Origin of the sequence: Streptomyces sp. NBC_00873 (genome assembly GCF_045207415.1) — a bacterium.
In the GTDB taxonomy this organism is placed as follows: Bacteria; Actinomycetota; Actinomycetes; order Streptomycetales; family Streptomycetaceae; genus Streptomyces.
This window is the reverse complement of sequence record NZ_CP108803.1, coordinates 5133810-5158851: the sequence shown is the minus strand read 5'-3', so window position 1 is coordinate 5158851 and position 25042 is coordinate 5133810. Positions and strand designations below refer to the sequence as shown.

Here is a 25042-nt window from a genome sequence, read left to right as displayed (position 1 = left end):
GCGGCGGTAGCGGCGACGCTGCCCCTACGGGGGACGGAGCAGCGCCGTCCCGCATCAGCCGCAGTGCTCCCACGGGCTCGTGTACGTGTACGTACCGACGCCCGCCTCGATCATTCCGCCCCACTTCACGCAGCGGCTGCCCGCGGCGAGGCGTACCGGACCGGCGTACGTGGAGTACGTGCCCTGGTCCTTCGCCTGCCCCTTGCCGTCGCCGTCCACGTCGAGCCAGGCGCCGGTCGGCAGCGCATAACCGCTGGTGGAGGAGGAGTGGAGGGTGACCACACAGTTGGACTTGGTGCTCGCGTTGTAGAGCAGATAGACGCGGGCGAGTTCGGTGGTGGAGTTACGGAAGGCGTGCGAGTCGATCTGGGCGTAGCCGGATCCGCAGATACCGGCCGGGGTGGCGGCGGTCGCGGTGGTGGCTTCTGCGGACGCCGCGTGGGCCGGGACGGCGCCGAGGGCCGCCAGTGCGGCGATCGCCGAGGCGATGACCGCCGAGCGGTGGATGCGGACGTCGGTACGGACAGGGATGTGCATGCTCCCCCAATCGTGAGAACGCATGGTGGGCGTGATTCTGGGCATCTGCCCGGACACGTGGAGTCACTACCCGTCCGTCTCGTCGGGCACACGCAGTGGCCCCCGGCGTATGGAGAACGCCGGGGGCCACTGCGTGTACGGGATCCGGTGTCGTATCAGCCGAGCTTCGAGACGTCGCGCACCGCGCCGCGGTCCGCGCTCGTCGCCATCGCCGCGTACGCCCGCAGCGCCGCCGAGACCTTGCGCTCGCGGTTCTTCGGCGCGTACACGCCGTTCAGCGCCTCACGGCGGGTGGCCAGCTCGGCCTCGGGGACGAGGAGCTCGATCGAGCGGTTCGGGATGTCGATCCGGATCCGGTCGCCGTCCTCGACCAGCGCGATCGTGCCGCCCGATGCCGCCTCCGGCGATGCGTGGCCGATCGACAGGCCCGACGTGCCGCCGGAGAAGCGGCCGTCGGTGACGAGCGCACAGCTCTTGCCGAGGCCGCGGCCCTTCAGGAAGGAGGTGGGGTAGAGCATCTCCTGCATGCCGGGGCCGCCGCGCGGACCCTCATAACGGATGACGACGACGTCGCCCTCCTTGATCTCCTTGCGGAGGATCTTGTCGACGGCCTCGTCCTGCGACTCGCAGACGACCGCCGGGCCCTCGAAGGCCCAGATCGACTCGTCGACGCCCGCCGTCTTCACGACGCAGCCGTCCTCGGCGAGATTTCCCTTCAGGACCGCGAGGCCGCCGTCCTTGGAGTACGCGTGCTCCAGGTCGCGGATGCAGCCGCCCGCCGCGTCCAGGTCGAGGGTGTCCCAGCGCTCGGACTGCGAGAAGGCCGTCGCGGAACGCACGCATCCGGGGGCCGCGTGCCACAGCTCGACGGCCTCGGGGGACGGGGAGCCGCCGCGGACGTCCCAGTTCTTCAGCCACTCGCCGAGGGTGGCGGAGTGCACCGAGTGCACGTCCTCGTTGAGCAGGCCGCCGCGGTGCAGCTCACCGAGGATGGCGGGGATGCCGCCGGCCCGGTGGACGTCCTCCATGTAGTACGTGCCACCGGGGGCCACGTTGGGGGCGACCTTCGACAGGCAGGGGACGCGGCGCGAGACGTCGTTGATGTCGTCGAGGTCGTAGTCCAGCTCGGCCTCCTGCGCGGCGGCGAGCAGGTGCAGGATCGTGTTGGTGGAGCCGCCCATGGCGATGTCCAGCGCCATCGCGTTGTCGAACGCGGCGCGGGTGCCGATGGAACGCGGCAGGACCGTCGCGTCGTCCTGCTCGTAGTAGCGCTTGGTGATCTCGACGACCGTGCGGCCGGCCTCCTCGTACAGCGCCTTGCGGGCGGTGTGCGTGGCGAGGACGGAGCCATTGCCCGGGAGGGAGAGGCCGAGGACCTCGGTCAGACAGTTCATCGAGTTGGCGGTGAACATGCCGGAACAGCTGCCGCAGGTGGGGCAGGCGTTCTCCTCGATGCGGAGGATGTCCTCGTCCGAGATGTTCTCGTTGACCGCGTCGCTGATCGCGTTGATCAGGTCGAGTTTGCGGACCGTGCCGTCGACGAGGGTGGCCTTGCCGGCCTCCATCGGGCCGCCGGAGACGAAGACCGTCGGGATGTTGAGGCGCATCGCGGCCATCAGCATGCCGGGGGTGATCTTGTCGCAGTTGGAGATGCAGATCAGCGCGTCCGCGCAGTGCGCCTCGACCATGTACTCGACGGAGTCGGCGATCAGGTCGCGGGAGGGGAGGCTGTAGAGCATCCCGCCGTGGCCCATCGCGATGCCGTCGTCGACGGCGATGGTGTTGAACTCGCGCGGCACGGCACCCGCGGCCTTGATCGCGTCGGAGACGATCCGGCCGACCGGGGCCAGGTGGGTGTGGCCGGGGACGAACTCGGTGAAGGAGTTGGCGACGGCGATGATCGGCTTGCCGATGTCCTCGCTCGCTACGCCCGAGGCCCGCATAAGGGCGCGGGCGCCCGCCATGTTGCGGCCGTGGGTGACAGTGCGGGACCTCAGCTGGGGCATCGTCTCTCGCTCCTTCGACAGAAAAGACTGTCTTCGAGCCTACGCCTCGACTCCAAGATCTGGACACCGTGTCCGGAATGCGGGACGGGGTGCTCAGTGAGTGGGCGGGGTGCGGCTCGGTGGGTGAGGGTCCGTTCCCGCTGCCCGCCCCCTTCCTGGAACCGGGGCTCCACCCGGAACCCCGGCCCTCGAACGCCGGACAGACCGAAAGGTCATCCTGGGGCGTTCAGGTCTCCGTCAAGTAACGCTGGAGCGTCGGTGCGACCATGGCGATGATCTTCTCGGGGTCCGCCGAAGCCAGCGGCTCCGCCTGGATCACGTACCGCAGCATCGCGATCCCGAGCATGTGCGACGCGGCCAGTTCCGCACGGAACGTCGCGTCCGGTACGTCCAGTGCCTCCGCGATACGCTCCAGCAGCCGTCGCAGGAGGAAGCCGCGCAGTACCTTCGCCGCCCCTTCGTGCGTCAGGGCGGAGCGCATGATCGCCAGCAGGGGGGCTCTGGACGCCGGGTTCTCCCACACGCCGATGAAGTAGCGGGCCAGCCGCTCCCCCAGGCCGTCCGTGCCCATGCCCAGGACGGACGGAATCACCAGGGCGGGCTCGAAGGAGACCTCGATCGCCGCCGCGAAGACCTCGTCCTTCGTACCGAAGTAGTGGTGGACGAGTGCGGCGTCGACGCCTGCCGCCCTGGCGATGCCCCGGATCGACGTCTTGTCGTAGCCGCGTTCGGCGAATTCGGTACGGGCCGCTTCCAGGATGCGTTCGCGGGCGCCGGGGCCGGTGTCTGCCGTCGTACGGGCGGGGCGGCCTCGGCGCTTCGGGCGCTCGGGGGGTGTGTGTGCCGCGCCCTCGCCGCCGGTGTTCCCACCCGTCCTGCCGGGGGTCATGAGCGCGGGACCTGCGCCGACGAGGAAGCCAGGTGGAGCCGGGTGAAGGCGAGCGCTTCCGCCAGGTCGGCTTCACGTTCGGCTGCGGACATGGCGCGGCGGGTGTTGACCTCGATGACGACATGGCCGTCGAAGCCCGTGCGCGCCAGGCGCTCCAGCAGTTCCGCGCAGGGCTGGTCACCGCGGCCGGGCACCAGGTGCTCGTCCTTGTTGGAGCCCTTGCCGTCAGCGAGGTGGATGTGGGCGAGCCGGTCGCCCATCCGGTCGACCATGGCCATGCCGTCGGTGCGGGCGGTCGCGGTGTGCGAGAGGTCCACGGTGAAGTGGCGGTAGTCGTTGTTGGTGACGTCCCAGTCGGGGGCGTACGCGAGCATCTCGCGGTCCCGGTACCGCCATGGGTACATGTTCTCGACGGCGAAGCGCACATCCGTCTCGTCCGCCATCCGCCAGATGCCGGTGATGAAGTCGCGCGCGTACTGGCGCTGCCAGCGGAACGGCGGATGGACGACGACGGTCGTCGCTCCGAGCTTCTCCGCGGCCGCGCGGGCCCGCTGGAGCTTCACCCATGGATCGGTGGACCAGACCCGCTGGGTGATCAGCAGACAGGGCGCGTGAACGGCGAGGATCGGCACCTGGTGGTAGTCCGAGAGGCGTCGCAACGCCTCGATGTCCTGGCTGACGGGATCGGTCCAGACCATGATCTCGACACCGTCGTAGCCCAGACGCGCGGCAATCTCGAAGGCCGTCGCCGTCGACTCCGGATAGACGGAAGCCGTCGACAGGGCGACCTTCGCATCCGGGATGCGCACCACTGGTTCTGCCACGCAGACAGCGTACGGGGCAGCTGTGCGCGCCACCGAGGCGCCGGGGCGGAAAGTGAGAAGGCCCATGACTCCGCTCCCGGCGTTCCGCGCTCCCCGTCGCCCTGGTCCTCCGGCGGAACGTGCGGTCAGTTCAGGGCAGCCGCCGCCGTCGGGAGGTGGTCCAGGCGGCGCAGGATCACTCCCTCGCGCAGCGCCCACGGGCAGATCTCCAACTCCTCCACACCGAAGAGATCCATCGCCCCCTCGGCGACCATCGCCCCGGCGAGCAGCTGCGCGGCCCGCCCCTCGGAGACACCGGACAGCCGGCCGCGCTGGTCGGCTGTCATGGCCGCCAGCTTGGGCACCCATTCCTCCAGGGCCTTCCGGGTGAGGGCACGCTGCACGTAGAGACCCTCGGCGGAGCGCGCGGCGCCTGCGATCCTGGCGAGCTGCTTGAACGTCTTGGAGGTCGCCACGACGTGGTCGGGGCGGCCGAAGCGGCTGAACTCGCCGACCGTACGGGCGATGCTGGCCCGCACGTGGCGGCGCAGCACCTTCACCTCCGTCGGGTCCGGCGGGTCGTGCAGCAGCCAGCCGGCGGTGAGGCGCCCGGCCCCGAGCGGCAGCGACACGGCGGCGTCGGGCTCCTCGTCGATGCCGTACGCAATCTCCAGCGAGCCGCCGCCGATGTCGAGGACCAGCAGCTTCCCCGCCGACCAGCCGAACCAGCGGCGGGCCGCGAGGAAGGTGAGCCGGGCCTCATCCTCGCCGCTGAGGACGGCGAGATCGACGCCCGTCTCCTCCCGTACCCGGGTCAGCACCTGGTCGGCGTTGCTCGCTTCCCGCACCGCGGACGTGGCGAACGGCAGCACGTCCTCGCAGCCCTTGTCCTCGGCGGCCTGCAGCGCGCCGGCGATCGTCGACACGAGCCGGTCCACGCCCTGGGGGCCGATCGCTCCGTCCGCATCGAGAAGTTCGGCCAGGCGCAGCTCCGCCTTGTGCGAGTGCGCGGGCAGCGGGCGGGCGCCGGGATGCGCGTCCACCACCAGCAGATGAACCGTGTTCGACCCCACGTCGAGGACTCCGAGTCTCATACGCGGAACGCTACTGCTCCCGCGGACTTACCCTTGGCCCGTGTCAAAGACGAAAAAGGCGAAGCCGGGCAAAATCACGAAGAAGCAGAGAACGAAGCAGGAGATGCAGCAGCCGGAAAAGAACGGGCCTGACCGGTCCGAAGACGAGAAGGGGATCGACTTCGCACGCGCCTGGGTCGAGTTCCCCGATCCCGCGGACGACGAGCAGATCTTCCGCTGCGACCTGACCTGGCTGACATCCAGGTGGAACTGCATCTTCGGCAGTGGCTGCCAGGGCATCCAGGCGGGCCGTGCGGACGACGGATGCTGCACGCTGGGTGCGCACTTCTCCGACGAGGACGACGAGAAGCGGGTGGCGGACCACGTCTCCCGGCTGACCCCGGAGCTGTGGCAGTTCCACGACGTCGGTAAGGAGACGGGCTGGGTCGAGGTCGACGACGACGGCGAACGCCAGACGCGCCGCTGGAAGGGGTCCTGCATCTTCCAGAACCGGCCCGGATTCGCGGCCGGAGCCGGGTGCTCGCTGCACATCCTGGCGCTGCGCGAGGGCAAGGAGCCCCTGGAGACCAAGCCGGACGTGTGCTGGCAGCTGCCGATCCGGCGTACGTACGACTGGATCGACCGCCCCGACGACACGCGCGTGCTCCAGGTCTCGATCGGCGAGTACGACCGCCGGGGCTGGGGTCCGGGCGGTCACGATCTGCACTGGTGGTGCACGTCGGCGACCTCGGCGCACGGGGCCGGGGAGCCGGTTTACGTCTCGTACCGGCCCGAGCTCACCGAGCTGATGGGCAAGGAGGCGTACGAGCGGCTGGTCGAGCTGTGCGAGGAGCGGTTGTCCTCGCTGCTGCCGATGGCGCCGCATCCGGCGGATCCGGTAGGACCCGCGGAGGCCCAGGGGCCCATGGGCCCGCTGGGCTGAGGACCGACGGGCCGAGGTCGGCATTCAGCCCGTCGGCGCCGGGTCGGACGGGCTTGTCCCCGGCTCGGACGGGCTGGACGAGTTCGACGGGTCCGGTGACGGTGGCTGAGTCGGGTCCGTCGGCGAGGGCGTGGGCTCCGTCGGGTCCGGCGACGGGTCCGTCGGGTCCGTCGGCGAGGGCGTGGGTTCCGTCGGGTCCGGCGACGGAGCCGTGGGACCGGGTGAGGACGGCGGCGGGGCGGACGGGCCGCCGGACGACGTTGCTCCGTACCCGCTGATCGCCACCGCCGAGCCCGATGGGGCGAGGCCGATACGGGCACCCCAGGCACCCGCCGGTTCCCTCGCATGGTCGACGAGGACGCGGATCGTGACGCTCTCGCCTGCGGCAAGGGTGCCGGAGGACCTGCTGAGGCGCAGCCAGGGCGCATCCGCCCGCGCCGACCAGGCCACGGGCGCGCCGCCCGAGGCGGTCAGCGTGATCAGCGTCGCGCCACCGGAGGAACGAGCCGTGACCCGGATCCTGCCGGCGCCGTGCTGTCCCGTCCCCGAGCTGATGACCTCGGCAGAGACATCCGGTGCACGACTGCCGTCCTTGAAGCGGGCGCCGGGCTCGGGGCCGGCGTTGCCCGCATTCTCGTAGCGGTCGGACGGGTCGCCGTCGAGACCGCGCCGGTCGTCCGTCCCGGCTGCGGTGACCGACGCTCCGTCGTGCCCCTCGCCGGTCAGCGGCGCCCCCCGGTAGGCGGACCACAGGGCAATCACGGGGGCGGCGACAACCGTCGCCACCACCGTCGTCGTCACGACCCTCGCCCGGAGCCGGTCCCGGCGCGCGGCGTGGTCCTTGGGGTCCACCGGGAAGCCCGCCCGGTCGAAGCGCGGACTGCCGGACCGATTCCTCTGGGCATGGATCATCGCGACGTATGCGGACGGCCGCGGCGCCTCCACGACCGGCAGCGCGGCCGCAGGGGCCAAGGCGCCGCCCGGCCAGGGGCCCTCGGCGCCCGCCCGTTCGGCGGCGCGACGGCAGCGGGGGCAGTCGTCGACGTGCCGGACGAGTTCGCGGCGCAGGACGGCGGAGAGCAGGACCCGGTGGTCGCCGGTGAGGTGGGCGACGGTGGGACAGTTGCCGGTCTCGACGACGGCGAGGGCGGCGCGGGTGCGTTCCACCTCGCAGGCCGCGGCGGCGAGGATCTCGCGGGCGGTCGCGGGTTCGAGGCCGAGGACGGCGGCCACGGCGCTCGGGGCGAGGCGGTGGCGTACGGCCAGTTCGAGCGCTTCGCGTTGTTCGGGGGTGGTGCCGGCCGCTTCGGGCCAGGCGAGCTGCGCAAGTTCGCGGCGGTGCGCTTCGGCGGCAGGGGCGGAATCGGGGGTCGGAGCGGGGGCGTTCGTGAGGCCCGCCTCGCTGGTGGCCGGCGGTGGGGTGACGGCCGGGAACGTACGGTTTTCCGGACGCGCCCCCCTGGGGGACTTCCGGCCCGACTGCTTCCCCGGCTGCTGGCGATGCGCCTGACGACCCCGTTTCTGCTCGGCGAGCCTGCGCAGGCACGTCCACCTGGCCAGCGCGTACAGCCAGGTTTTACGTTCCTCCTCACCCGCGGGGCACCGCCCGTCCTGCCGTTCCGCGATGGCGAGCACACTCCCGAGCGCCTCGACGGCGCCGTCGTGGTCGCAGAGCACGGAGAGGCAGTAGGTGAACAGGCCGTCGAGATGCGGCTCGTAACGGGCGGGCGGTCTCTGCGGCGACGAGTGGGGCGCACTGCGCTGCGTCCGGTGTGCGCCGGTGGTGGATGTAGAGGTCTCCAGCCTGCTGCTCGTCACCCGGCGACCGTAGGCAGGGCAAGGCATGTTCTTGGCGTCTCTTGCCCACTATTAACCCTTACGGGTGAACGTATCGCTCAAAATGGGACAGGAGCCCCTGATTCCGCCGGAGCCTCCTCTCCGTTCCCTGCCCCCGCGACCGCCCGTGCACCCGCGCCGGACGGTGTTGTCAGTCCTCACCTATACGGTGGCGCCATGGCTGCCCGTACGAAATCCGCGAAGGACCGGCCGTCCTATCGCTGCACCGAATGCGGCTGGACCACCGCCAAGTGGCTCGGCCGCTGCCCCGAATGCCAGGCATGGGGCACGGTCGAGGAATTCGGCGGTGCCCCTGCCGTACGGACGACGGCGGCCGGCCGCGTGAGTACGGCCGCTCTCCCCATCGGCCAGGTCGACAGCCGACAGGCCACCGCCCGGTCGACCGGTGTCGACGAGCTGGACCGGGTGCTCGGCGGCGGGCTGGTCCCCGGCGCTGTGGTGCTGGTCGCGGGCGAGCCGGGCGTGGGTAAGTCGACGCTCCTGCTGGACGTGGCAGCCAAGGCAGCCAGTGACGAGCACCGCACCCTCTATGTCACCGCGGAGGAGTCCGCGAGCCAGGTGCGGCTGCGTGCCGACCGGATCCGCGCGATCAACGACCACCTCTACCTCGCGGCCGAGACCGACCTCTCCGCGGTCCTCGGCCATCTGGACGCGGTCAAGCCGTCCCTGCTCATCCTCGACTCCGTACAGACCGTCGCCTCGCCCGAGATCGACGGTGCGCCCGGCGGTATGGCGCAGGTCCGGGAGGTCGCCGGAGCGCTCATCCGCGCCTCCAAGGACCGCGGCATGTCCACGCTGCTGGTCGGCCACGTCACCAAGGACGGCGCGATCGCCGGACCGCGGCTGCTGGAGCACCTCGTCGACGTGGTGCTGTCCTTCGAGGGCGACCGTCACGCGCGCCTCCGGCTGGTCCGCGGCGTGAAGAACCGGTACGGCGCGACGGACGAGGTCGGCTGTTTCGAACTGCACGACGAGGGCATCACCGGCCTCGCCGACCCGTCCGGGCTCTTCCTCACCCGGCGCGACGAACCCGTACCCGGCACCTGTCTCACAGTCACCCTGGAGGGACGTCGCCCGCTCGTCGCCGAAGTGCAGGCGCTGACGGTCGATTCGCAGATCCCGTCGCCCCGGCGCACCACCTCCGGGCTCGAGACGTCCCGGGTCTCGATGATGCTGGCCGTTCTGGAGCAGCGCGGCCGGATCAGCTCGCTCGGAAAGCGGGACATCTACAGCGCGACGGTCGGCGGTGTGAAGCTCTCCGAGCCCGCCGCCGACCTCGCCGTCGCACTGGCGCTGGCCAGTGCGGCAAGCGACACACCACTGCCCAAGAACCTGGTGGCGATCGGCGAAGTGGGCCTCGCGGGCGAGGTCAGACGCGTGACCGGGGTGCAGCGCAGACTGGCCGAGGCACACCGGCTGGGCTTCACCCACGCACTGGTCCCGACCGACCCGGGGAAGGTCCCGGCCGGTATGAAGGTCACGGAAGTCGCCAACATGGGCGAGGCGCTGAGAGTACTCCCGCGCCGGTCTCGTACGGAGGCCCCACGGGAGGACAACGCGCGCCGGTAGACTTTGCCCTGGTCTCGCCCGTCCGTACGAACGGTATGAGGGACGTAAGGGCACCGCAAACCTGTAACCGGAGGAGTGCAGTGGCAGCCAACGACCGGGCAGCATCGCCCGGAAAGTCCGGCCAAGGCACCGGTAACGAGGCGCTGATGCGCGCCTCGCTGAGCGCCGTCGCGCCCGGAATGGCCTTGCGGGACGGCCTGGAGCGCATTCTCCGTGGCAACACCGGCGGGCTGATCGTGCTGGGCATGGACAAGACCGTCGAGTCCATGTGCACCGGCGGCTTCGTGCTGGATGTCGAATTCACCGCGACGCGACTGCGCGAGCTGGCCAAGCTCGACGGAGCGCTGATCCTCGACAAGGACATGAGCAAGATCCTCCGGGCCGGCGTGCAGCTGGTCCCGGACGCCTCCATTCCCACCGAGGAGACCGGTACCCGCCACCGCACGGCGGATCGGGTCTCCAAGCAGTGCAACTTCCCTGTCGTCTCGGTCTCGCAGTCGATGCGTCTGATCGCGCTGTACGTGGACGGGGAGCGCCGGGTCCTGGAGGAGTCCGCCGCGATCCTGTCGCGCGCCAATCAGGCCCTCGCCACCCTGGAGCGGTACAAACTCCGGCTCGACGAGGTGGCGGGCACACTCTCCGCGCTGGAGATCGAGGACCTGGTGACGGTCCGCGATGTGACGGCCGTCGCACAGCGGCTGGAGATGGTGCGCCGGATCGCGACCGAGATCGCCGAGTACGTGGTGGAGCTGGGTACCGACGGCCGGCTTCTCTCGCTCCAGCTCGACGAGTTGATCGCGGGCGTCGAGCCGGAGCGCGAGCTGGTCGTGCGCGACTATGTGCCGGAGCCGACCGCGAAGCGGTCCCGTACGGTCGCTGAGGCGCTGACCGAGCTGGACGCGCTCTCTCACACCGAGTTGCTCGAACTGCCCGTCGTGGCACGGGCCCTGGGGTACAGCGGCTCGCCCGAGACCCTGGACTCGGCGGTCTCGCCGCGCGGCTTCCGGCTGCTGGCGAAGGTGCCGCGACTGCCCGGGGCGATCATCGACCGGCTCGTGGAGCACTTCGGAGGACTGCAGAAGCTGCTCGCGGCGAGCGTGGACGATCTCCAGACGGTGGACGGGGTCGGCGAGGCGCGGGCGCGGAGCGTGCGCGAGGGGCTCTCGCGGCTGGCCGAGTCGTCGATTCTTGAGCGGTACGTGTAGGGGGCGGGTCTCACGTCGGCTCGGGGCCCGGTCGGCTGACCGGGCCCCGACGTGCGTGTGGGAGCGTGTTCACGTCCTGCTCAGCACGTCGGCACTTCGCGGGCCGGTCATTGGCGGGCCGGTACTGCGCGAGCGGTTCTTTCCCGTCGGCCGTTCGCGTCGGCTCCTCGCGGACTCGTCCTTCTCGAACTGGCCCTTCGCGCGCCGGTACTTCGCAAGTGGGCCTCTCGCGTCAGTCCTTCGCGAGGACGAACGATGCGCGCTGCAGGGGCTCGCCGGAGGCCTTCGCCTCGACGAGGTACGTACCCGGCCCCGCGGATCCTGCGGACGGCGTCGCGCACTGCGGAGCACTCTTCTGCCGGTCCCACTCCACGGTGTGAACGATGGTCGCGCCCGCCGGGACCTCCAGCAGCACACTGCCCCCGTTGCGCGGGCAGTCCTTGGAGGACCACACCTCGGCGTCGTCGCCACCGGCTTCGGTGACGGTGAGCACCGCGCTCTTCGGTCCGAAGTCGGCCTTGCAGGCGGTGGACGAGGTGTTCTTGGCGATCAACTGAAACTTCGGCTTCTCGCCGGGGCCGTACGTGAGCCCGGCGCGCAGGGTCAACTGCAGCGCGGAAGCGGTGCAGTCGGGGATCGAGGAGCCGGCCGGGACCTGCCGGCCCTCGGTTCCGCCGCCGGATGCGCTGCCGGAATCCGATCCGGTGCCGGGGTCGCCGTTGCTGTCGTCGCCTGTCCCGCCCGTGGTGTTCTCGGAGCCCGCGTCGGTACCGCCGCTGCCGCCGCCGCTGCCGTCGGTGGTGCCCGACTCGTCGCGCCCGCCCGGCTGTTGACTGATGGCCGGCCCGGTACTGGCAGGTCCAGGACCGATGGAGTGTGCGGGACCGGACCCGTTGGGCCGGGAATCGTCCTTGTTCCCCTTGCTCCCACCGGAGGTGACGGCCCATACGATCAGCAGCGCGAGCAGCGCAATCAGCGTCGCCGCTGCGGCCCTCCGTCGCCAGTAGATGGTGGAGGGAAGCGGCCCGATCGGATTGCGCAGAGATCCCACGGCGCAAACTGTACGAGAGATCCGCGCCAACTCCCGCCCCACCCGCCGCTCCGACCCCCAAGTTTTGCGGATCATCATCATGGGGTGGCTGGATTTCGACCCCTACATTCGTCAGGTGCGGCCCCTGACGATCGCGCAATGTGACAATCGTGCACCGTTGCCTACGGTCAGTCACATGAAGAGTTCGACCACTGAGGCTGCGTACAGGGACATCACCGACTTCGCGCACGGCGCGCCACCGTGGGTGCAGCATCTCGCCGAAATATGGACGGAACTCGGGCTGCTGATCTTCGGCGTCCTGTTCGTCGTGGGCTGGTAGCGGGCGCGCAGGGAGCATGCGGAAGCCCGGCCCGCTCGGTGCTTGCGCCCCTCGCGACGGCGGTCGGCTATCGGCCTCCCCCCGCGGTAGGGAGTGGATCGGCGAGCGGCGTCGTGCGGCTTCGATGACAAGGCGGAGGACAGAGTCGACGCGGAGCGTCGGTGGCCGACGACGACGCCGCAAGCGGAGTCGCAGGGCGTCGGGAGCCCACTCCGTGCCGCGGGGGAGGCCGCATGTCGTCAGTGAGGTGCTCAAGACGGTCATGGACGAGGAACGCCCGTGTCGTGCGGTCGTCGGCGCGGCAGCCTCCTTGGCGCCCTGCCCGTCGACGGGCGTCTGGTCGTTCCCGAGCAATCACGCGGCCCTAGCCGGCATCGCCGCCGTCGCACTGGCGTGCGCCCGGCCGCGCACGGCCTGGTTCGCAGTGCCGATGGCGCTGCTGATGGCGCTCTCCCGGGTCTTTGTCGGGGTGCACTATCCGCACGATGTCGCGGTGGGCTGCTGGTCAGCGGGTCCGTGGCGGCGCTGGTGACCGTCCGGCTGTCCCGTCCGAAGCACTCGCTCGCCCGGACGGTGCGGGACAGCCGGGCGTCCCTCGCGGTCTGGCTATCCGGCCCGGGGCGGACGGCCCGGCCCGGGGCCACAGCACAGGTCGATGATCGGGCCGGGGCCTGGGCGAAAGCACGGGCGGCAGTCCGGGCGAAGACGCTGACCGGGGCTCATCGTGGGGACAGACGGGTGGCGTTATCACCCCAAGGGCCCTCAAGCGGGGCGACACCACCGTGACCATGACCATCGTCTGCCCTTCCGTGTCAGGATCGACATGCGATGACTGCCATGACTGCGACACAGACGCCCCCCACATCCCTCCACACTCCCGTGATCGGGTGGTTCGACCAGCACGCCCGCGATCTGCCCTGGCGCCGCCCCGAGGCGGGTGCCTGGGGTGTGATGGTGAGCGAGTTCATGCTGCAGCAGACCCCCGTCAGCCGGGTCATCCCGGTGTACGAACAGTGGCTGGCCCGCTGGCCGCGCCCCGCCGACCTGGCCGCCGAGCCGCCCGGTGAGGCGGTCCGCGCGTGGGGCCGGCTCGGTTACCCGCGGCGTGCGCTGCGGTTGCACGGCGCCGCGCAGGCAATAACGGAACGGCACGGCGGCGACGTACCGAGCGAGCACGGTCAGCTGCTCGCACTGCCCGGGATCGGTGAGTACACAGCGGCGGCCGTGGCCTCGTTCGCGTACGGGCAGCGGCATCCCGTGCTCGATACGAACGTCCGCCGGGTGTTCGCCCGGGCCGCGACCGGCATTCAGTACCCGCCGAACGCGACCACCGCCGCCGAGCGGAAACTCGCCCGCGCGCTCCTCCCCGACGAGGACGAACGCGCGGCCCGCTGGGCGGCAGCCACGATGGAACTCGGCGCGCTCGTCTGCACAGCCAAGAACGAGGACTGCACGCAATGCCCGATCGCGACGCAGTGCGCCTGGCGGCTGGCCGGGAAGCCCGCGCACGAGGGGCCTCCGCGCCGCGGTCAGACCTACGCCGGTACGGACCGGCAGGTGCGCGGACGGTTGCTCGCCGTTCTGCGTGAGGCGGTGACCCCGGTGTCGCAGGCGGCACTCGACACCGTGTGGGACGAGCCGGTGCAACGGGCACGGGCACTGGACGGCCTGGTCGCCGACGGCCTGGTCGAGCCGCTCCCGGGAGGCCAGTACCGACTTCCGCAGAGTTAGTGCCGTGACCGGCGGTGTTTGCCCCATGAGGAGCGTCGTCCGGTGCGCGCGACCGCAAGGCGGCCGGAAGTCCTTGAGTGACGTCTCCCCTGCTCGAACGAAGTTGAGAGCTTGGGGAGGGAGCTACCAGGACTTTTGGCCGGCCCGGCGAGCGGGCGCGACGGGGCAAAGCCTGCCGGGAGGGGCACTGGGGGTGTCCGGCGGATCAGGGCCGCGACGCCTGGCACGGCCCTGATCCGCCGGACACCCCCTGGGAACAGGGCAGGAAGGTCCTCCCCCTCCGCTGTTACACAACCGATGGACAGCCGTGCGTCGGCGTATGGCTGCTCCGCACAGTGCCGTGACAACCGCTCCGTAACGTCTCCGACCGTCAGCCCACGCAGGAGTGGCCGACAGAGGTCAAACGGGGATCGACGGGGACGGAGGCGGTTGGAATGGCGCAGGGCGAGGTGCTCGAATTCGAAGAGTACGTACGCACCCGGCAGGACGCACTGCTGCGCAGTGCGCGCCGCCTGGTCCCCGACCCGGTGGACGCGCAGGACCTGCTGCAGACCGCCCTGGCCCGTACCTTCGGCCGCTGGGACGGCATCGCCGACAAGTCCCTGGCCGATGCCTACCTGCGCCGCGTCATGATCAACACCCGTACGGAATGGTGGCGGGCCCGCAAGCTGGAGGAGGTGCCCACCGAGCAGCTGCCCGATGCCAGCATCGAGGACGGCACCGAGCAGCGCGCCGACCGTGCTCTCCTGATGGACGTCCTGGGTGTGCTGGCTCCCAAGCAGCGCAGCGTCGTCGTGCTGCGACACTGGGAGCAGATGAGCACGGAGGAGACGGCCGCGGCGCTCGGCATGTCGGCCGGTACGGTGAAGAGCACGCTGCACCGTGCGCTGGCTCGGCTGCGCCAGGAACTGGAGAGCCGCGAGGCCATGAGCAGGGAAGCCAGGATCCGTGAGGCCCAGGGCCACACGGCGGGCGACCGGGCTCCGGCCAGCGGTGCCGCGCAGCGTGCGCGGGCAGGGGCGCAGCTCCGCGGACAGGCGGACCGGCGTCATGACGAACGGGGGCGGGAGCGGTGCGCGGCCTGACAGGCAGCGGTGAACGCGGGGTCGGCAGAAGCGGTAGCACCGGCGGGGACACGGCGACCGGCGGAAGCGGGGCGGCCCGCAGCGGTGGTCGCCGGCTGACCCGGTGGGCGGCGAACAGTACGACACTGGTCGGGCTCGCCGTTCTGGCGCTGCTCACGGTCAGCTGTTCCACTGGTGGTACGGGCACCCGTGACGAGGGCCCGGCAGGCTCCCAGCGGGCCGCCCAGGTCACGCCGTCGGCCACCGCGCCGTCGGCGAAGCCCATCCCGCGGGTCGATCCCGTCCAGCTGGTCAAGCGGGACCCCCGGGTGAGCGAGCGGGTCAGGACGGACCTGAAGCCCTGCACGGGCAAGGAGTACCCGGTCGACTCCTCGTACGGCAGGCTGACGGGCGGCTCCGCGCCGGACGTCGTGGTGAACGTGATGACCTGCGGGGACGCGGTGGGTGTCGGCACCTACGTGTACCGCCGGCAGAGCAACGGCACGTACGAGAACATCTTCACCACCGAGCAGCCTGCGGTCTACGGCACCATCGACCGGGGCGATCTGGTCGTGACGACGCAGGTGTACGAGAAGAAGGACGCGGTCGCGTACCCGTCGGGCGAGGAAGTGGTCACGTACCGCTGGGCCGACGACCGGTTCGCCGAGCACGACCGGGTGTACAACGACTTCAACAGAGCCGTCGGCAACGGAGAAGGGGATTTCCCGGGGCCCACGGAACCGACGAAAAGCTGAGAGCAGTCGATGGCCGAGACCCACGTCCTGTTCGTCGAGGACGACGATGTCATCCGCGAGGCCACCCAGCTGGCGCTGGAGCGTGATGGTTTCGCGGTCACCGCGATGCCCGACGGCCTCTCCGGTCTGGAGGCGTTCCGTGCCGACCGGCCGGACATCGCCCTGCTCGACGTGATGGTGCCGGGCCTGGACGGGGTCAGTCTGTGCCGTCGTATTCGCGACGAGTCGACCGTGCCCGTGATCATGCTGTCCGCCCGCGCCGATTCGATCGATGTGGTGCTCGGCCTGGAGGCCGGCGCCGACGACTACGTCACCAAGCCGTTCGACGGCGCTGTTCTGGTCGCCAGGATCCGAGCCGTGCTGCGCCGCTTCGGCCATGCGTCGGGCGGACAGCAGGGCGGCGCGGAGGCGGGGTCGAAGCCTGTCGGCGGGGTGCTGGTCTTCGGTGACCTGGAGGTCGACACCGAGGGCATGGAGGTACGCAAGGGCGGCGCGCCCGTGGCGCTGACCCCGACCGAGATGCGACTGCTGCTGGAGTTCTCTTCCGCGCCCGGCACGGTGTTCTCGCGCGACAGACTGCTCGAACGGGTCTGGGACTACGGCTGGGGAGGAGACACCCGGGTCGTGGATGTCCATGTGCAGCGGCTGCGTACCAAGATCGGGCAGGACCGGATCGACACGGTCCGCGGTTTCGGCTACAAACTCAAGCCATGAAGCGGCCGGCACTGCGGACGGGGGTCCGCTGGAAGATCAGTATCGCGATCGCCGTAGTGGGCGCGCTCGTCGCCGTGGCGCTGAGCCTCGTCGTCCACAACGCCGCCCGCGTCTCGATGCTGGAGAACGCCCGTGAGGTCCAGCTGGAGCGGCTGACGTACGCGCAGCTGCTGTATGAGGCGACGAAGACGAAAAAGGCCGATCCCAAGTTCGGCGCCAAGCTCAATGACCCGACGATGCCGCAGAGCCTGCGGGCGGAGATCCGTAAGCACCGGCGCGCCACGCATGTCGACGAGTACGGGAACGGGGTGCCCGATGTGTGGGCCGCCGTGCCGCTGGCCAATGGCGACGTGCTGTCCCTGCACACCCGCTTCGCGGACCGTTCCGCCACGATCATGGGCGATCTCGACCGGGCGTTGATCATCGGCTCCGTCTCGGTGGTCTTCGGTGGCTGCGCGCTGGGCGTGCTGATCGGCGGGCAGCTGTCACGCAGGCTGCGCAAGGCGGCGGCCGCGGCCGGCAAGGTCGCGCAGGGCCATACGGAGGTACGGGTCCGGGAGGCCATCGGCGGCGTCATCCGGGACGAGACCGACGAGCTGGCCCGCGCGGTGGATGCCCTGACGGACGCGCTGAACGAACGGATCGAGGCGGAGCGCCGGGTCACCGCGGACATCGCGCACGAGCTGCGCACCCCCGTGACCGGGCTGCTGACCGCCGCCGAGCTGCTGCCGCCGGGCCGCCCCACCGAGCTCGTACGGGACAGGGCGCAGGCGATGCGCACGCTCGTCGAGGACGTGCTGGAGGTGGCCAGGCTGGACAGTGCGTCGGAGCGTGCCGAGCTGCAGGAGATCGCATTCGGTGAGTTCGTCAGCCGCCGGATCGCGCTGCTGGACCCCGATGTGCGGGTCCAGGTGGTGCACGAGTCGTGGGTCAACACCGATCCGCGCCGACTGGAGCGCATCCTCGGCAATCTGCTGGGGAACGCCGCGAAGCACGGCTCCACTCCGGTGGAGGTCACGGTCGAGGGACGGGTGGTGCGCATCCGCGATCACGGGCCCGGTTTCCCGGAGGCGCTGCTGCGCGAGGGCCCGAGCCGGTTCCGTACCGGCAGCAGCGACCGCTCCGGGCGCGGGCACGGCCTGGGGCTGACGATCGCGGCCGGTCAGGCCCGGGTGCTCGGCGCCCGGCTGACGTTCCGCAACGCGGCACCGCAGGGCGCGGCGGAGGGGACCGGCGGGGCGATCGCCGTGCTGTGGCTGCCGGAGCACGCCCCGACAAACACTGGCAGCTTCCCGATCCTGCACCTCGCCGAACAGCGCAGGCCCGGGAGCTCGCGGGCGGTCACGCCGTCGGACGGCACACCGTTCCGCAGCTGATCCGGCCGGGCAGCGACGAAGGGGCCCTGGGACGCGCGGACCGCGCGTCCCAGGGCCCCTGGTCACTGTCGGGTCAGACGTTCTCACTCTGCTTGACGTCGGCCACCGGCTCCGGTGCCTCCACCCCGCTCTCGGCGGCGGGCTCGGGCTTGGCCTCCGGGCCCGCCCCCCGCAGCGGTACCTCCTTGACGAACACCGCCGCCACCAGCGCGATCACACCGACCGATGCGCCGACCAGGAAGGCGATGTGCGTGCCGGACGACACCGCGAACTGGTACGCCTCACGCACCGCGTCCGGCAGCTTCGCCAGGCTCGCCGCGTCCAGCTGCGCGGACTTCGAGGTGGCTGCTCCGCCGCCGTGGGCCACCATCTCGTCCTGCACCCGTCCGGTGAACAGCGCACCCATGATCGCGACGCCGAAGGAACTGCCGAGCGTACGGAAGAGGGTGGTCGCGGAGGAGGCGACGCCCATGTCCTTCAGCTCGACGCTGTTCTGCGCGACGAGCATCGTGATCTGCATCAGGAAGCCCATGCCCGCGCCGAGGACCGCCATGTAGACGCCGGAGGTGAAGCGGGTGGTGCCGGTGTCCATCTGCGAGAGCAGGAACAGGCCGGCCACCATCAGGATGGAGCCGATGATGGGGAAGATCTTGTACTTGCCGATGCTGGTGGTGACCCGTCCGGCGATCAGCGAGACGACCATCATCGACAGCAGCATCGGCAGGAGCAGCAGGCCGGAGTTGGTCGCGGACGCACCCTGGACGGACTGCTGGAACAGCGGCAGGAAGAGCACAGCTCCGAACATCACGAAACCGGACATGAAGCCGACGACCGACATCAGTGTGAAGTTGCGGTTGCGGAAGATGTGCAGCGGAATGATCGGTTCTGCGGCCTTCGTCTCGACGAAGAGGAAGCCGACGAGCGAGACGACACCGATCGCGATGAGCTCCATGATCACGGCGGAGTCCCAGGCGTACTCCGAACCGCCCCAGGTGGTGACCAGCACGATCGCGGTGATGCCGAGGGTCAGCAGCCCGGCGCCGAGGTAGTCGACCTTCGCCTTGGTGCGCTTCTTGTTCGGCAGGTGCAGTACGGAGGTGACCATGGCGAGGGCGACGGCGCCCAGCGGCAGGTTGATGTAGAAGCTCCAGCGCCAGCCGAGGTGGTCGGTGATGGTGCCGCCGACCAGCGGCCCGCCGATCATGGCGATCGCCATCACACCGGCCATCATTCCCTGGTACTTGCCGCGCTCGCGGGGCGGCACCAGGTCGCCGATGATGGCCATGACACCGACCATCAGGCCGCCCGCGCCGAGCCCCTGGATCGCGCGGAAGCCGATCAGCTGACCCATGTCCTGGGCCATGCCGCTCAGTACGGAGCCGATCAGGAAGAGCACGATGGACGTGAGGAAGATGCCCTTGCGTCCGTACATGTCGCCGAGCTTGCCCCAGATCGGGGTCGAGGCCGCGGTGGCCAGGGTGTACGCGGTGACGACCCAGGACAGATGCTCCAGGCCGCCGAGATCACCGACGATGGTCGGCATGGCGGTGCCGACGATCAGGTTGTCGAGCATGGCCAGCAGCATGGTGATCATCAGGGCGAGCATCACCACCCGGACGCTGCGCTGCTGCGGTTCGGGTGCGGCGGGCGGCTCGTCGGCAGCCTTCTCGGCTGCCCTGCCGCCCGGCTTCCCGTCCGCCGCCTTCTTCAGGTCCGACATGGTTCCCAACTCCCCTGATCCCCTGTTAGCCGGGCCCTTACTTGCCGCCCGGCTAGCTGACTACACTGGGGAAAATAGACCCGTAACTAGCCGGGCGTCAAGTAAGTTTTTGGGGAGCGCACCATGGGCAGCACGCCGCAGCCACGCCGGGGCAATACGCGCCAGCGCATTCAGGACGTCGCCCTGGAGCTCTTCGCCGAGCAGGGCTACGAGAAGACCTCGCTGCGCGAGATCTCCGAGAAGCTGGACGTCACCAAGGCGGCGCTGTACTACCACTTCAAGACCAAGGAAGACATCCTCATCAGCATCTTCGAGGATCTCAACCGGCCCGTCGAGGAGCTGATCGCCTGGGGCAAGGAACAGCCGCGCACCCTGGAGACGAAGAAGGAGCTCCTGGTCCGCTACAGCGACGCACTGGCCGCGGCGGCGCCGCTCTTCCGGTTCATGCAGGAGAACCAGGCGACCGTACGGGATCTCAGCATCGGGGAGACCATCAAGGGCCGCGTCGTGACCCTCGTCGATCTGATCAAGGAACCCGACGCGCCGCTGACCGACCAGGTGCGCTGCTTCACCGCACTCTTCGCACTGCACGCGGGCATGTTCGCCCTCAAGGACTTCGACGGCGACCCCGAGGACAAGCGCAAAGCCGTCCTCGAAGTCGCCTTCGATCTCATCACCCAAGCCCACGGCCCGGGCCCCGTGAGCTAGTGCCGTGACCGGCAGTGTTTGCCCCATGGGGAGCGTCGTCCGGTGCGTGTGATCGCAAGGCGGCCGGAAGTCCTTGAGTGGGGTCTCCCCTGCTCGAACGAGGTTGAGAGCTTGGGGAAGGAGCTACCGGGGCTTTTGGCCAGTGCGGCGAGCGGGCGTTTCGGGCGGTGCGACGGGGCAAAGATTGCCGGGAGGGGGCACTGGCGGGATCCGGGCCGTGGTGCGGTCATCAGGTCGGATCAGACCGTGACGCCCTTCTGGTGCAGGAACGAGACCGGGTTGATCGCCGAACCGTAGTTGGCGGTGTGCCGGATCTCGAAGTGCAGGTGCGGGCCGCTCGAGTTACCGGTGTTGCCGGAGAGAGCGATCTTCTCGCCCGTGCTCACGGTCTGGCCTATGCGCACGTCGATCCGCGACAGGTGCGCGTACTGCGAGTACGCGCCGTTACCGTGCTTGATCACGATGGCGTTGCCGTACGCGGGACCGTCGCCGCCGCCGTTCGGGCCGGCCTTCACGACGGTGCCGGAGTGGGCGGCCTCGACCTTGGTCCCGATCGGCACGGCGAAGTCCTGGCCGGAGTGCTTGTGAGCCCAGCGGCTGCCGTCGGTGCCGAAGCAGGCGCTCAGCGTGTAGTGGCGGACCGGCGTCATCCAGGAAGCGGCCTTGCCGGCGGCTTCCTTGGCGGAGCTGCGCGCGGCCTGCTCCGCCGCAGCGGCCTTCTTGACCGCCGCCTTGGCCTGCGCGGCCGCCTGCGCGGCGACCGAGTCGGCCGCGGTGGCGCTGATCAGGCTTGCGGTGCCGGGGGCGCTCGCCGGGGCGGCCGCGAACGCAGCGCCCGCGCCGAGAACCATCGACGTCCCCAGGCCGGCTGCCACCACGGCGCCACGGACACGGGACATGGACGGGCGGCGGGAGTGCTGGAACGTAACGCGCTTCGACATAAGCGGGGGTCCTCCGGATGTGAGCAGACCCGGCTTGTCCGCCGGGCTGGCCATCCCTTGGTAACCCGCCACCCCGCCTGTACTCAAACACCCCATCTACGAAGAAAAGCCGTATTCGAGCCCCAGGGAACTCGTTGCCATGGGTCCCGGATCCTCGACACACAGCTCGGCCGAATCTCCTCGACCGAACAGGTTTAACCCCAGCTCCAAACGGCCTGAAACGGACATGTTGCAGCGTTTCAGACCTCCCCTTCCGTCGCACCGAAGGTCCCGTTCCACTGCGGGGCGAAGGCCCCTTCCGCGATCCCGGTCCCGTCTCCTATGCCTCATAGGAGGGCCGAAAGGGGGTGTGCGCCTTGTCACGACCGACGGGACCGAAGACCGCCCGATTCGGGATATTCGGCATGCAACCTGACGACGCTGTCACGGCAGACGCTCAGCTCCCGGCGGGACAGCGATGACCAGCGACCGCACTGACCCGGGTGCCATGGACGGCATCGGGCTCGCAGACGCCGTCGAGTCCATCCGTAACCAGCTCATCGACGCCGCGAGCCGCGCCACCGGCCGCCCCGTGGCCTTCGAGTTCGGCGACATCCAGATGGAGTTCACCCTCGAACTCCGCAAGTCAAGGGCGGCGGCGAGGTGAAGGCCTGGGTGGTGGAGGCGGGCGCCGACGCGTCCCGGGCGACGGGCCGCACCCACCTGGCCTCCCTCACCCGGAAACCGCGCGACGCCACGATCGGCGGCGAGGGGCTCATCGTGCGCACCTGACGGCACAGCGAAGGGGCTGCCCCGGAACCGTATGAAACGGTCCGGGGCAGCCCCTTCGAATGCTCGGACGCTCAGCGCGCCCTTACACGTCCTTCGTCAGGTTCGGGCCGGCGCCGCCTGCCGCCTGCTCGATCGGCGGGACGTCGGGCAGCGCCGACTTCTCCTCGCCGCGGAAGGTGAACTTCTTCTCCTCACCCTCGCCCTCGGTGCCGACGACCACGATGTGACCGGGGCGCAGCTCACCGAAGAGGATCTTCTCGGAGAGGATGTCCTCGATCTCGCGCTGGATCGTCCGGCGCAGCGGCCGGGCGCCCATCACGGGGTCGTAGCCCTTCTTCGCCAGGAGCGACTTGGCTTCCGAGCTGAGCTCGATGCCCATGTCGCGGTCCTTCAGGCGCTCGTCCACCTTGGCGATCATGAGGTCGACGATCTGGATGATGTCTTCCTCGGTGAGCTGGTGGAAGACGACCGTGTCGTCGACACGGTTGAGGAACTCCGGACGGAAGTGCTGCTTGAGCTCTTCGTTGACCTTGTTCTTCATCCGCTCGTAGCCGGTCTTGACGTCGCCCTGGGCGGCGAAGCCCAGGTTGAAGCCCTTGGAGATGTCCCGGGTCCCGAGGTTGGTCGTCATGATGATGACCGTGTTCTTGAAGTCCACGACCCGGCCCTGGGAGTCGGTCAGGCGACCGTCCTCCAGAATCTGGAGCAGGGAATTGAAGATATCGGGGTGGGCCTTCTCGACCTCGTCGAAGAGGACGACGGAGAACGGCTTGCGGCGCACCTTCTCGGTGAGCTGGCCGCCCTCTTCGTAACCCACGTAACCGGGGGGAGAACCGAAGAGGCGGGAAACCGTGTGCTTCTCGCTGAACTCCGACATGTCGAGGGAGATCAGCGCGTCCTCGTCGCCGAAGAGGAATTCGGCGAGCGTCTTGGAGAGCTCGGTCTTACCGACACCGGACGGGCCGGCGAAGATGAACGAGCCACCGGGGCGCTTCGGGTCCTTCAGACCGGCTCGCGTACGGCGGATCGCCTGCGAGAGGGCCTTGATGGCGTCCTTCTGGCCGATGACGCGCTTGTGGAGCTCGTCCTCCATGCGCAGCAGTCGGGAGGACTCCTCCTCCGTCAGCTTGAAGACCGGGATGCCGGTGGCGGTGGCCAGGACTTCGGCGATGAGCTCGCCGTCGACCTCGGCGACGACGTCCATGTCGCCGGCCTTCCACTCCTTCTCCCGCTTGGCCTTCGCCGCCAGCAGCTGCTTCTCCTTGTCGCGGAGGGAAGCTGCCTTCTCGAAGTCCTGGGAGTCGATGGCCGACTCCTTGTCGCGGCGGACACCCGCGATCTTCTCGTCGAACTCGCGGAGGTCCGGCGGCGCGGTCATCCGGCGGATACGCATCCGGGAACCGGCCTCGTCGATCAGGTCGATCGCCTTGTCCGGCAGGAAGCGGTCCGAGATGTAGCGGTCGGCCAGCGTCGCGGCCTGGACCAGCGCCTCGTCCGTGATGGAGACACGGTGGTGGGCCTCGTAGCGGTCGCGCAGACCCTTGAGGATCTCGATGGTGTGCGGCAGCGACGGCTCCGCGACCTGGATGGGCTGGAAGCGGCGCTCAAGAGCGGCGTCCTTCTCCAGGTGCTTGCGGTACTCGTCGAGCGTCGTCGCACCGATCGTCTGGAGCTCACCTCGCGCCAGCATGGGCTTGAGGATGCTCGCGGCGTCGATCGCGCCCTCGGCGGCGCCCGCACCCACGAGGGTGTGGAGCTCGTCGATGAACAGGATGATGTCGCCGCGGGTGCGGATCTCCTTGAGGACCTTCTTCAGGCGCTCCTCGAAGTCACCGCGGTAGCGGGAACCGGCGACCAGCGCGCCGAGGTCGAGGGTGTAGAGGTGCTTGTCCTTGAGGGTCTCGGGCACCTCGCCCTTGACGATGGCCTGCGCCAGGCCCTCGACAACCGCCGTCTTGCCGACGCCGGGCTCGCCGATGAGGACCGGGTTGTTCTTGGTACGGCGGGAGAGCACCTGCATGACCCGCTCGATCTCCTTCTCGCGCCCGATGACCGGGTCGAGCTTGGATTCGCGAGCGGCCTGGGTGAGGTTCCGGCCGAACTGGTCGAGCACCAGGGACGTGGAGGGCGTGCCCTCCGCGGGGCCGCCTGCGGAGGCCGCCTCCTTGCCTCCCGAGTACCCGGAGAGCAGCTGGATGACCTGCTGCCGCACCCGGTTCAGGTCGGCACCCAGCTTCACGAGGACCTGGGCGGCGACGCCCTCGCCCTCGCGGATCAGGCCGAGCAGGATGTGCTCGGTGCCGATGTAGTTGTGGCCAAGCTGAAGAGCCTCGCGGAGCGACAGCTCCAGGACCTTCTTGGCTCGGGGGGTGAAGGGGATGTGCCCGGACGGGGCCTGCTGGCCCTGACCGATGATCTCCTCCACCTGCTGGCGGACCGCCTCGAGCGAAATCCCGAGGCTCTCCAGGGCCTTAGCGGCGACACCCTCACCCTCGTGGATAAGGCCCAGGAGGATGTGCTCGGTGCCGATGTAGTTGTGGTTGAGCATCCGGGCTTCTTCCTGAGCCAGGACGACAACCCGCCGCGCGCGGTCGGTGAACCTCTCGAACATCGTTAATCGCTCCTCAGAGCGGTCAGGCAGTAAGGGGTCGGTCCCCTCCCTGTCCTTCCGCAGCTTAGTCCCGCAAGCGGGGACCGCTCATTCCAACTGCCGACACCCGTACTTGGCCTCCTGCCCCGAACGCCGACAACTGCTCCAACCCGATGGTGCGAGACGATGTTCCCGCAGGCCAGGCAGATACCCCTATCGCCAGTACGCCGATGGCGAACGTGAGACGTGCCGAGCCGCGTGTCGCCCCTCCCCACTAGGGATGTTCCTACCCGCAATTACAGACAGTCCATGCGGCGCGCGCCGGTTCCCTCCGCTACGGGCGAACATCCTTGCGCCCGGAAATGCGCTCGCACGCCCCCATCATGGACACGTTCTGCACACGGTCGCAGACTCTGCGTA

The 25042-nt window shown here is 69.8% G+C and carries 21 protein-coding genes and 1 pseudogene; 12 read left to right on the top strand and 10 right to left on the bottom strand.

Translation table 11 applies throughout. From position 1 onward, the window contains the following. Nucleotides 1-54 precede the first annotated feature (54 nt). The 5 genes from OH809_RS23775 to OH809_RS23755 form a co-directional block, all read right to left on the bottom strand. Nucleotides 55-537 (bottom strand): hypothetical protein, encoded by a 483-nt coding sequence (locus OH809_RS23775; RefSeq protein ID WP_406420496.1) that lies wholly within the window; start codon nucleotides 535-537, stop codon nucleotides 55-57. Between the two features lie 155 nt (nucleotides 538-692). Continuing rightward, complete coding sequence (ilvD, locus tag OH809_RS23770) at nucleotides 693-2543, bottom strand: dihydroxy-acid dehydratase (RefSeq protein WP_406420497.1); 1851 nt, start codon at nucleotides 2541-2543, stop codon at nucleotides 693-695. A 226-nt stretch (nucleotides 2544-2769) separates the two neighbouring features. Beyond that, nucleotides 2770-3432, bottom strand: a complete 663-nt coding sequence (locus OH809_RS23765) for a TetR family transcriptional regulator (protein ID WP_406420498.1) — start codon at nucleotides 3430-3432, stop codon at nucleotides 2770-2772. Continuing rightward, nucleotides 3429-4256, bottom strand: a complete 828-nt coding sequence (locus OH809_RS23760) for a sugar phosphate isomerase/epimerase family protein (RefSeq protein ID WP_406420499.1) — start codon at nucleotides 4254-4256, stop codon at nucleotides 3429-3431. Before OH809_RS23760 ends, OH809_RS23765 begins: the two co-directional genes overlap by 4 nt. A gap of 125 nt (nucleotides 4257-4381) precedes the next feature. Then, complete coding sequence (locus tag OH809_RS23755; protein ID WP_406515504.1) at nucleotides 4382-5329, bottom strand: Ppx/GppA family phosphatase; 948 nt, start codon at nucleotides 5327-5329, stop codon at nucleotides 4382-4384. A gap of 40 nt (nucleotides 5330-5369) precedes the next feature. Here OH809_RS23755 and OH809_RS23750 point away from each other — a divergent pair, with 40 nt between their 5' ends. Then, nucleotides 5370-6251 carry a hypothetical protein gene (locus OH809_RS23750; protein ID WP_406420501.1) on the top strand — a complete coding sequence of 294 codons (882 nt, stop codon included), beginning with the start codon at nucleotides 5370-5372 and terminating at the stop codon, nucleotides 6249-6251. Between the two features lie 24 nt (nucleotides 6252-6275). Here the strand turns inward: OH809_RS23750 and OH809_RS23745 are convergent, their stop codons facing one another. Beyond that, nucleotides 6276-8069 (bottom strand): BACON domain-containing protein, encoded by a 1794-nt coding sequence (locus OH809_RS23745; protein WP_406420502.1) that lies wholly within the window; start codon nucleotides 8067-8069, stop codon nucleotides 6276-6278. A gap of 195 nt (nucleotides 8070-8264) precedes the next feature. Between OH809_RS23745 and radA the strand changes: the two genes are divergently transcribed. Both radA and disA read left to right on the top strand, forming a co-directional pair. Then, on the top strand, nucleotides 8265-9677 hold the full coding sequence (gene radA / locus OH809_RS23740; protein WP_406420503.1) for a DNA repair protein RadA: 1413 nt from the start codon (nucleotides 8265-8267) through the stop codon (nucleotides 9675-9677). An 80-nt stretch (nucleotides 9678-9757) separates the two neighbouring features. Next, entirely contained in the window at nucleotides 9758-10882 is a 1125-nt protein-coding gene (disA, locus tag OH809_RS23735; RefSeq protein ID WP_327245732.1) for a DNA integrity scanning diadenylate cyclase DisA, read from the top strand. Between the two features lie 232 nt (nucleotides 10883-11114). Here the strand turns inward: disA and OH809_RS23730 are convergent, their stop codons facing one another. Next, on the bottom strand, nucleotides 11115-11933 hold the full coding sequence (locus OH809_RS23730) for a hypothetical protein (RefSeq protein ID WP_406420504.1): 819 nt from the start codon (nucleotides 11931-11933) through the stop codon (nucleotides 11115-11117). A gap of 175 nt (nucleotides 11934-12108) precedes the next feature. On the opposite strand from OH809_RS23730, the gene OH809_RS23725 reads away from it, so the two are divergent. The 7 genes from OH809_RS23725 to cseC all read left to right on the top strand — a co-directional run bounded on the left by OH809_RS23725 (nucleotide 12109) and on the right by cseC (nucleotide 17892). Further along, nucleotides 12109-12252 (top strand): hypothetical protein, encoded by a 144-nt coding sequence (locus OH809_RS23725; protein ID WP_406420505.1) that lies wholly within the window; start codon nucleotides 12109-12111, stop codon nucleotides 12250-12252. Nucleotides 12253-12466: 214 nt separating this feature from the next. Beyond that, entirely contained in the window at nucleotides 12467-12784 is a 318-nt protein-coding gene (locus OH809_RS23720; protein ID WP_406420506.1) for a phosphatase PAP2 family protein, read from the top strand. Between the two features lie 296 nt (nucleotides 12785-13080). Beyond that, entirely contained in the window at nucleotides 13081-13983 is a 903-nt protein-coding gene (locus OH809_RS23715; protein ID WP_406420507.1) for an A/G-specific adenine glycosylase, read from the top strand. A gap of 434 nt (nucleotides 13984-14417) precedes the next feature. Continuing rightward, a complete protein-coding gene (locus tag OH809_RS23710) occupies nucleotides 14418-15068 on the top strand; it encodes a SigE family RNA polymerase sigma factor (RefSeq protein WP_406420508.1) in 651 nt (216 codons plus the stop codon). After that, the gene (locus OH809_RS23705) at nucleotides 15056-15802 is read left to right on the top strand and encodes a hypothetical protein (RefSeq protein ID WP_406420509.1); all 747 of its coding nucleotides are present in this window, start codon (nucleotides 15056-15058) and stop codon (nucleotides 15800-15802) included. Before OH809_RS23710 ends, OH809_RS23705 begins: the two co-directional genes overlap by 13 nt. Before the next feature lie 9 nt (nucleotides 15803-15811). Next, entirely contained in the window at nucleotides 15812-16516 is a 705-nt protein-coding gene (gene cseB / locus OH809_RS23700) for a two-component system response regulator CseB (protein ID WP_406420510.1), read from the top strand. Next, entirely contained in the window at nucleotides 16513-17892 is a 1380-nt protein-coding gene (cseC, locus tag OH809_RS23695; protein ID WP_406420511.1) for a two-component system sensor histidine kinase CseC, read from the top strand. The genes cseB and cseC overlap by 4 nt, the downstream gene beginning before the upstream one ends. A 73-nt stretch (nucleotides 17893-17965) precedes the next feature. Here cseC and OH809_RS23690 read toward each other — a convergent pair whose 3' ends face one another. Continuing rightward, a complete protein-coding gene (locus OH809_RS23690) occupies nucleotides 17966-19612 on the bottom strand; it encodes an MDR family MFS transporter (RefSeq protein ID WP_406420512.1) in 1647 nt (548 codons plus the stop codon). 123 nt (nucleotides 19613-19735) lie between these two features. Here OH809_RS23690 and OH809_RS23685 point away from each other — a divergent pair, with 123 nt between their 5' ends. Then, nucleotides 19736-20320: a TetR/AcrR family transcriptional regulator gene (locus OH809_RS23685; protein ID WP_406420513.1), complete on the top strand. Its 585-nt coding sequence runs from the start codon at nucleotides 19736-19738 to the stop codon at nucleotides 20318-20320. A 239-nt stretch (nucleotides 20321-20559) separates the two neighbouring features. Here the strand turns inward: OH809_RS23685 and OH809_RS23680 are convergent, their stop codons facing one another. Continuing rightward, nucleotides 20560-21261, bottom strand: coding sequence for a M23 family metallopeptidase (locus OH809_RS23680; protein WP_406515503.1), 702 nt, complete (start codon nucleotides 21259-21261; stop codon nucleotides 20560-20562). A 457-nt stretch (nucleotides 21262-21718) separates the two neighbouring features. Between OH809_RS23680 and OH809_RS23675 the strand changes: the two are divergent. Next, nucleotides 21719-22032 (top strand): annotated as a pseudogene (locus OH809_RS23675) (trypco2 family protein). Nucleotides 22033-22114: 82 nt separating this feature from the next. Here the strand turns inward: OH809_RS23675 and OH809_RS23670 are convergent. Further along, a complete protein-coding gene (locus OH809_RS23670) occupies nucleotides 22115-24643 on the bottom strand; it encodes an ATP-dependent Clp protease ATP-binding subunit (protein WP_406420515.1) in 2529 nt (842 codons plus the stop codon). Nucleotides 24644-25042: the final 399 nt, after the last annotated feature.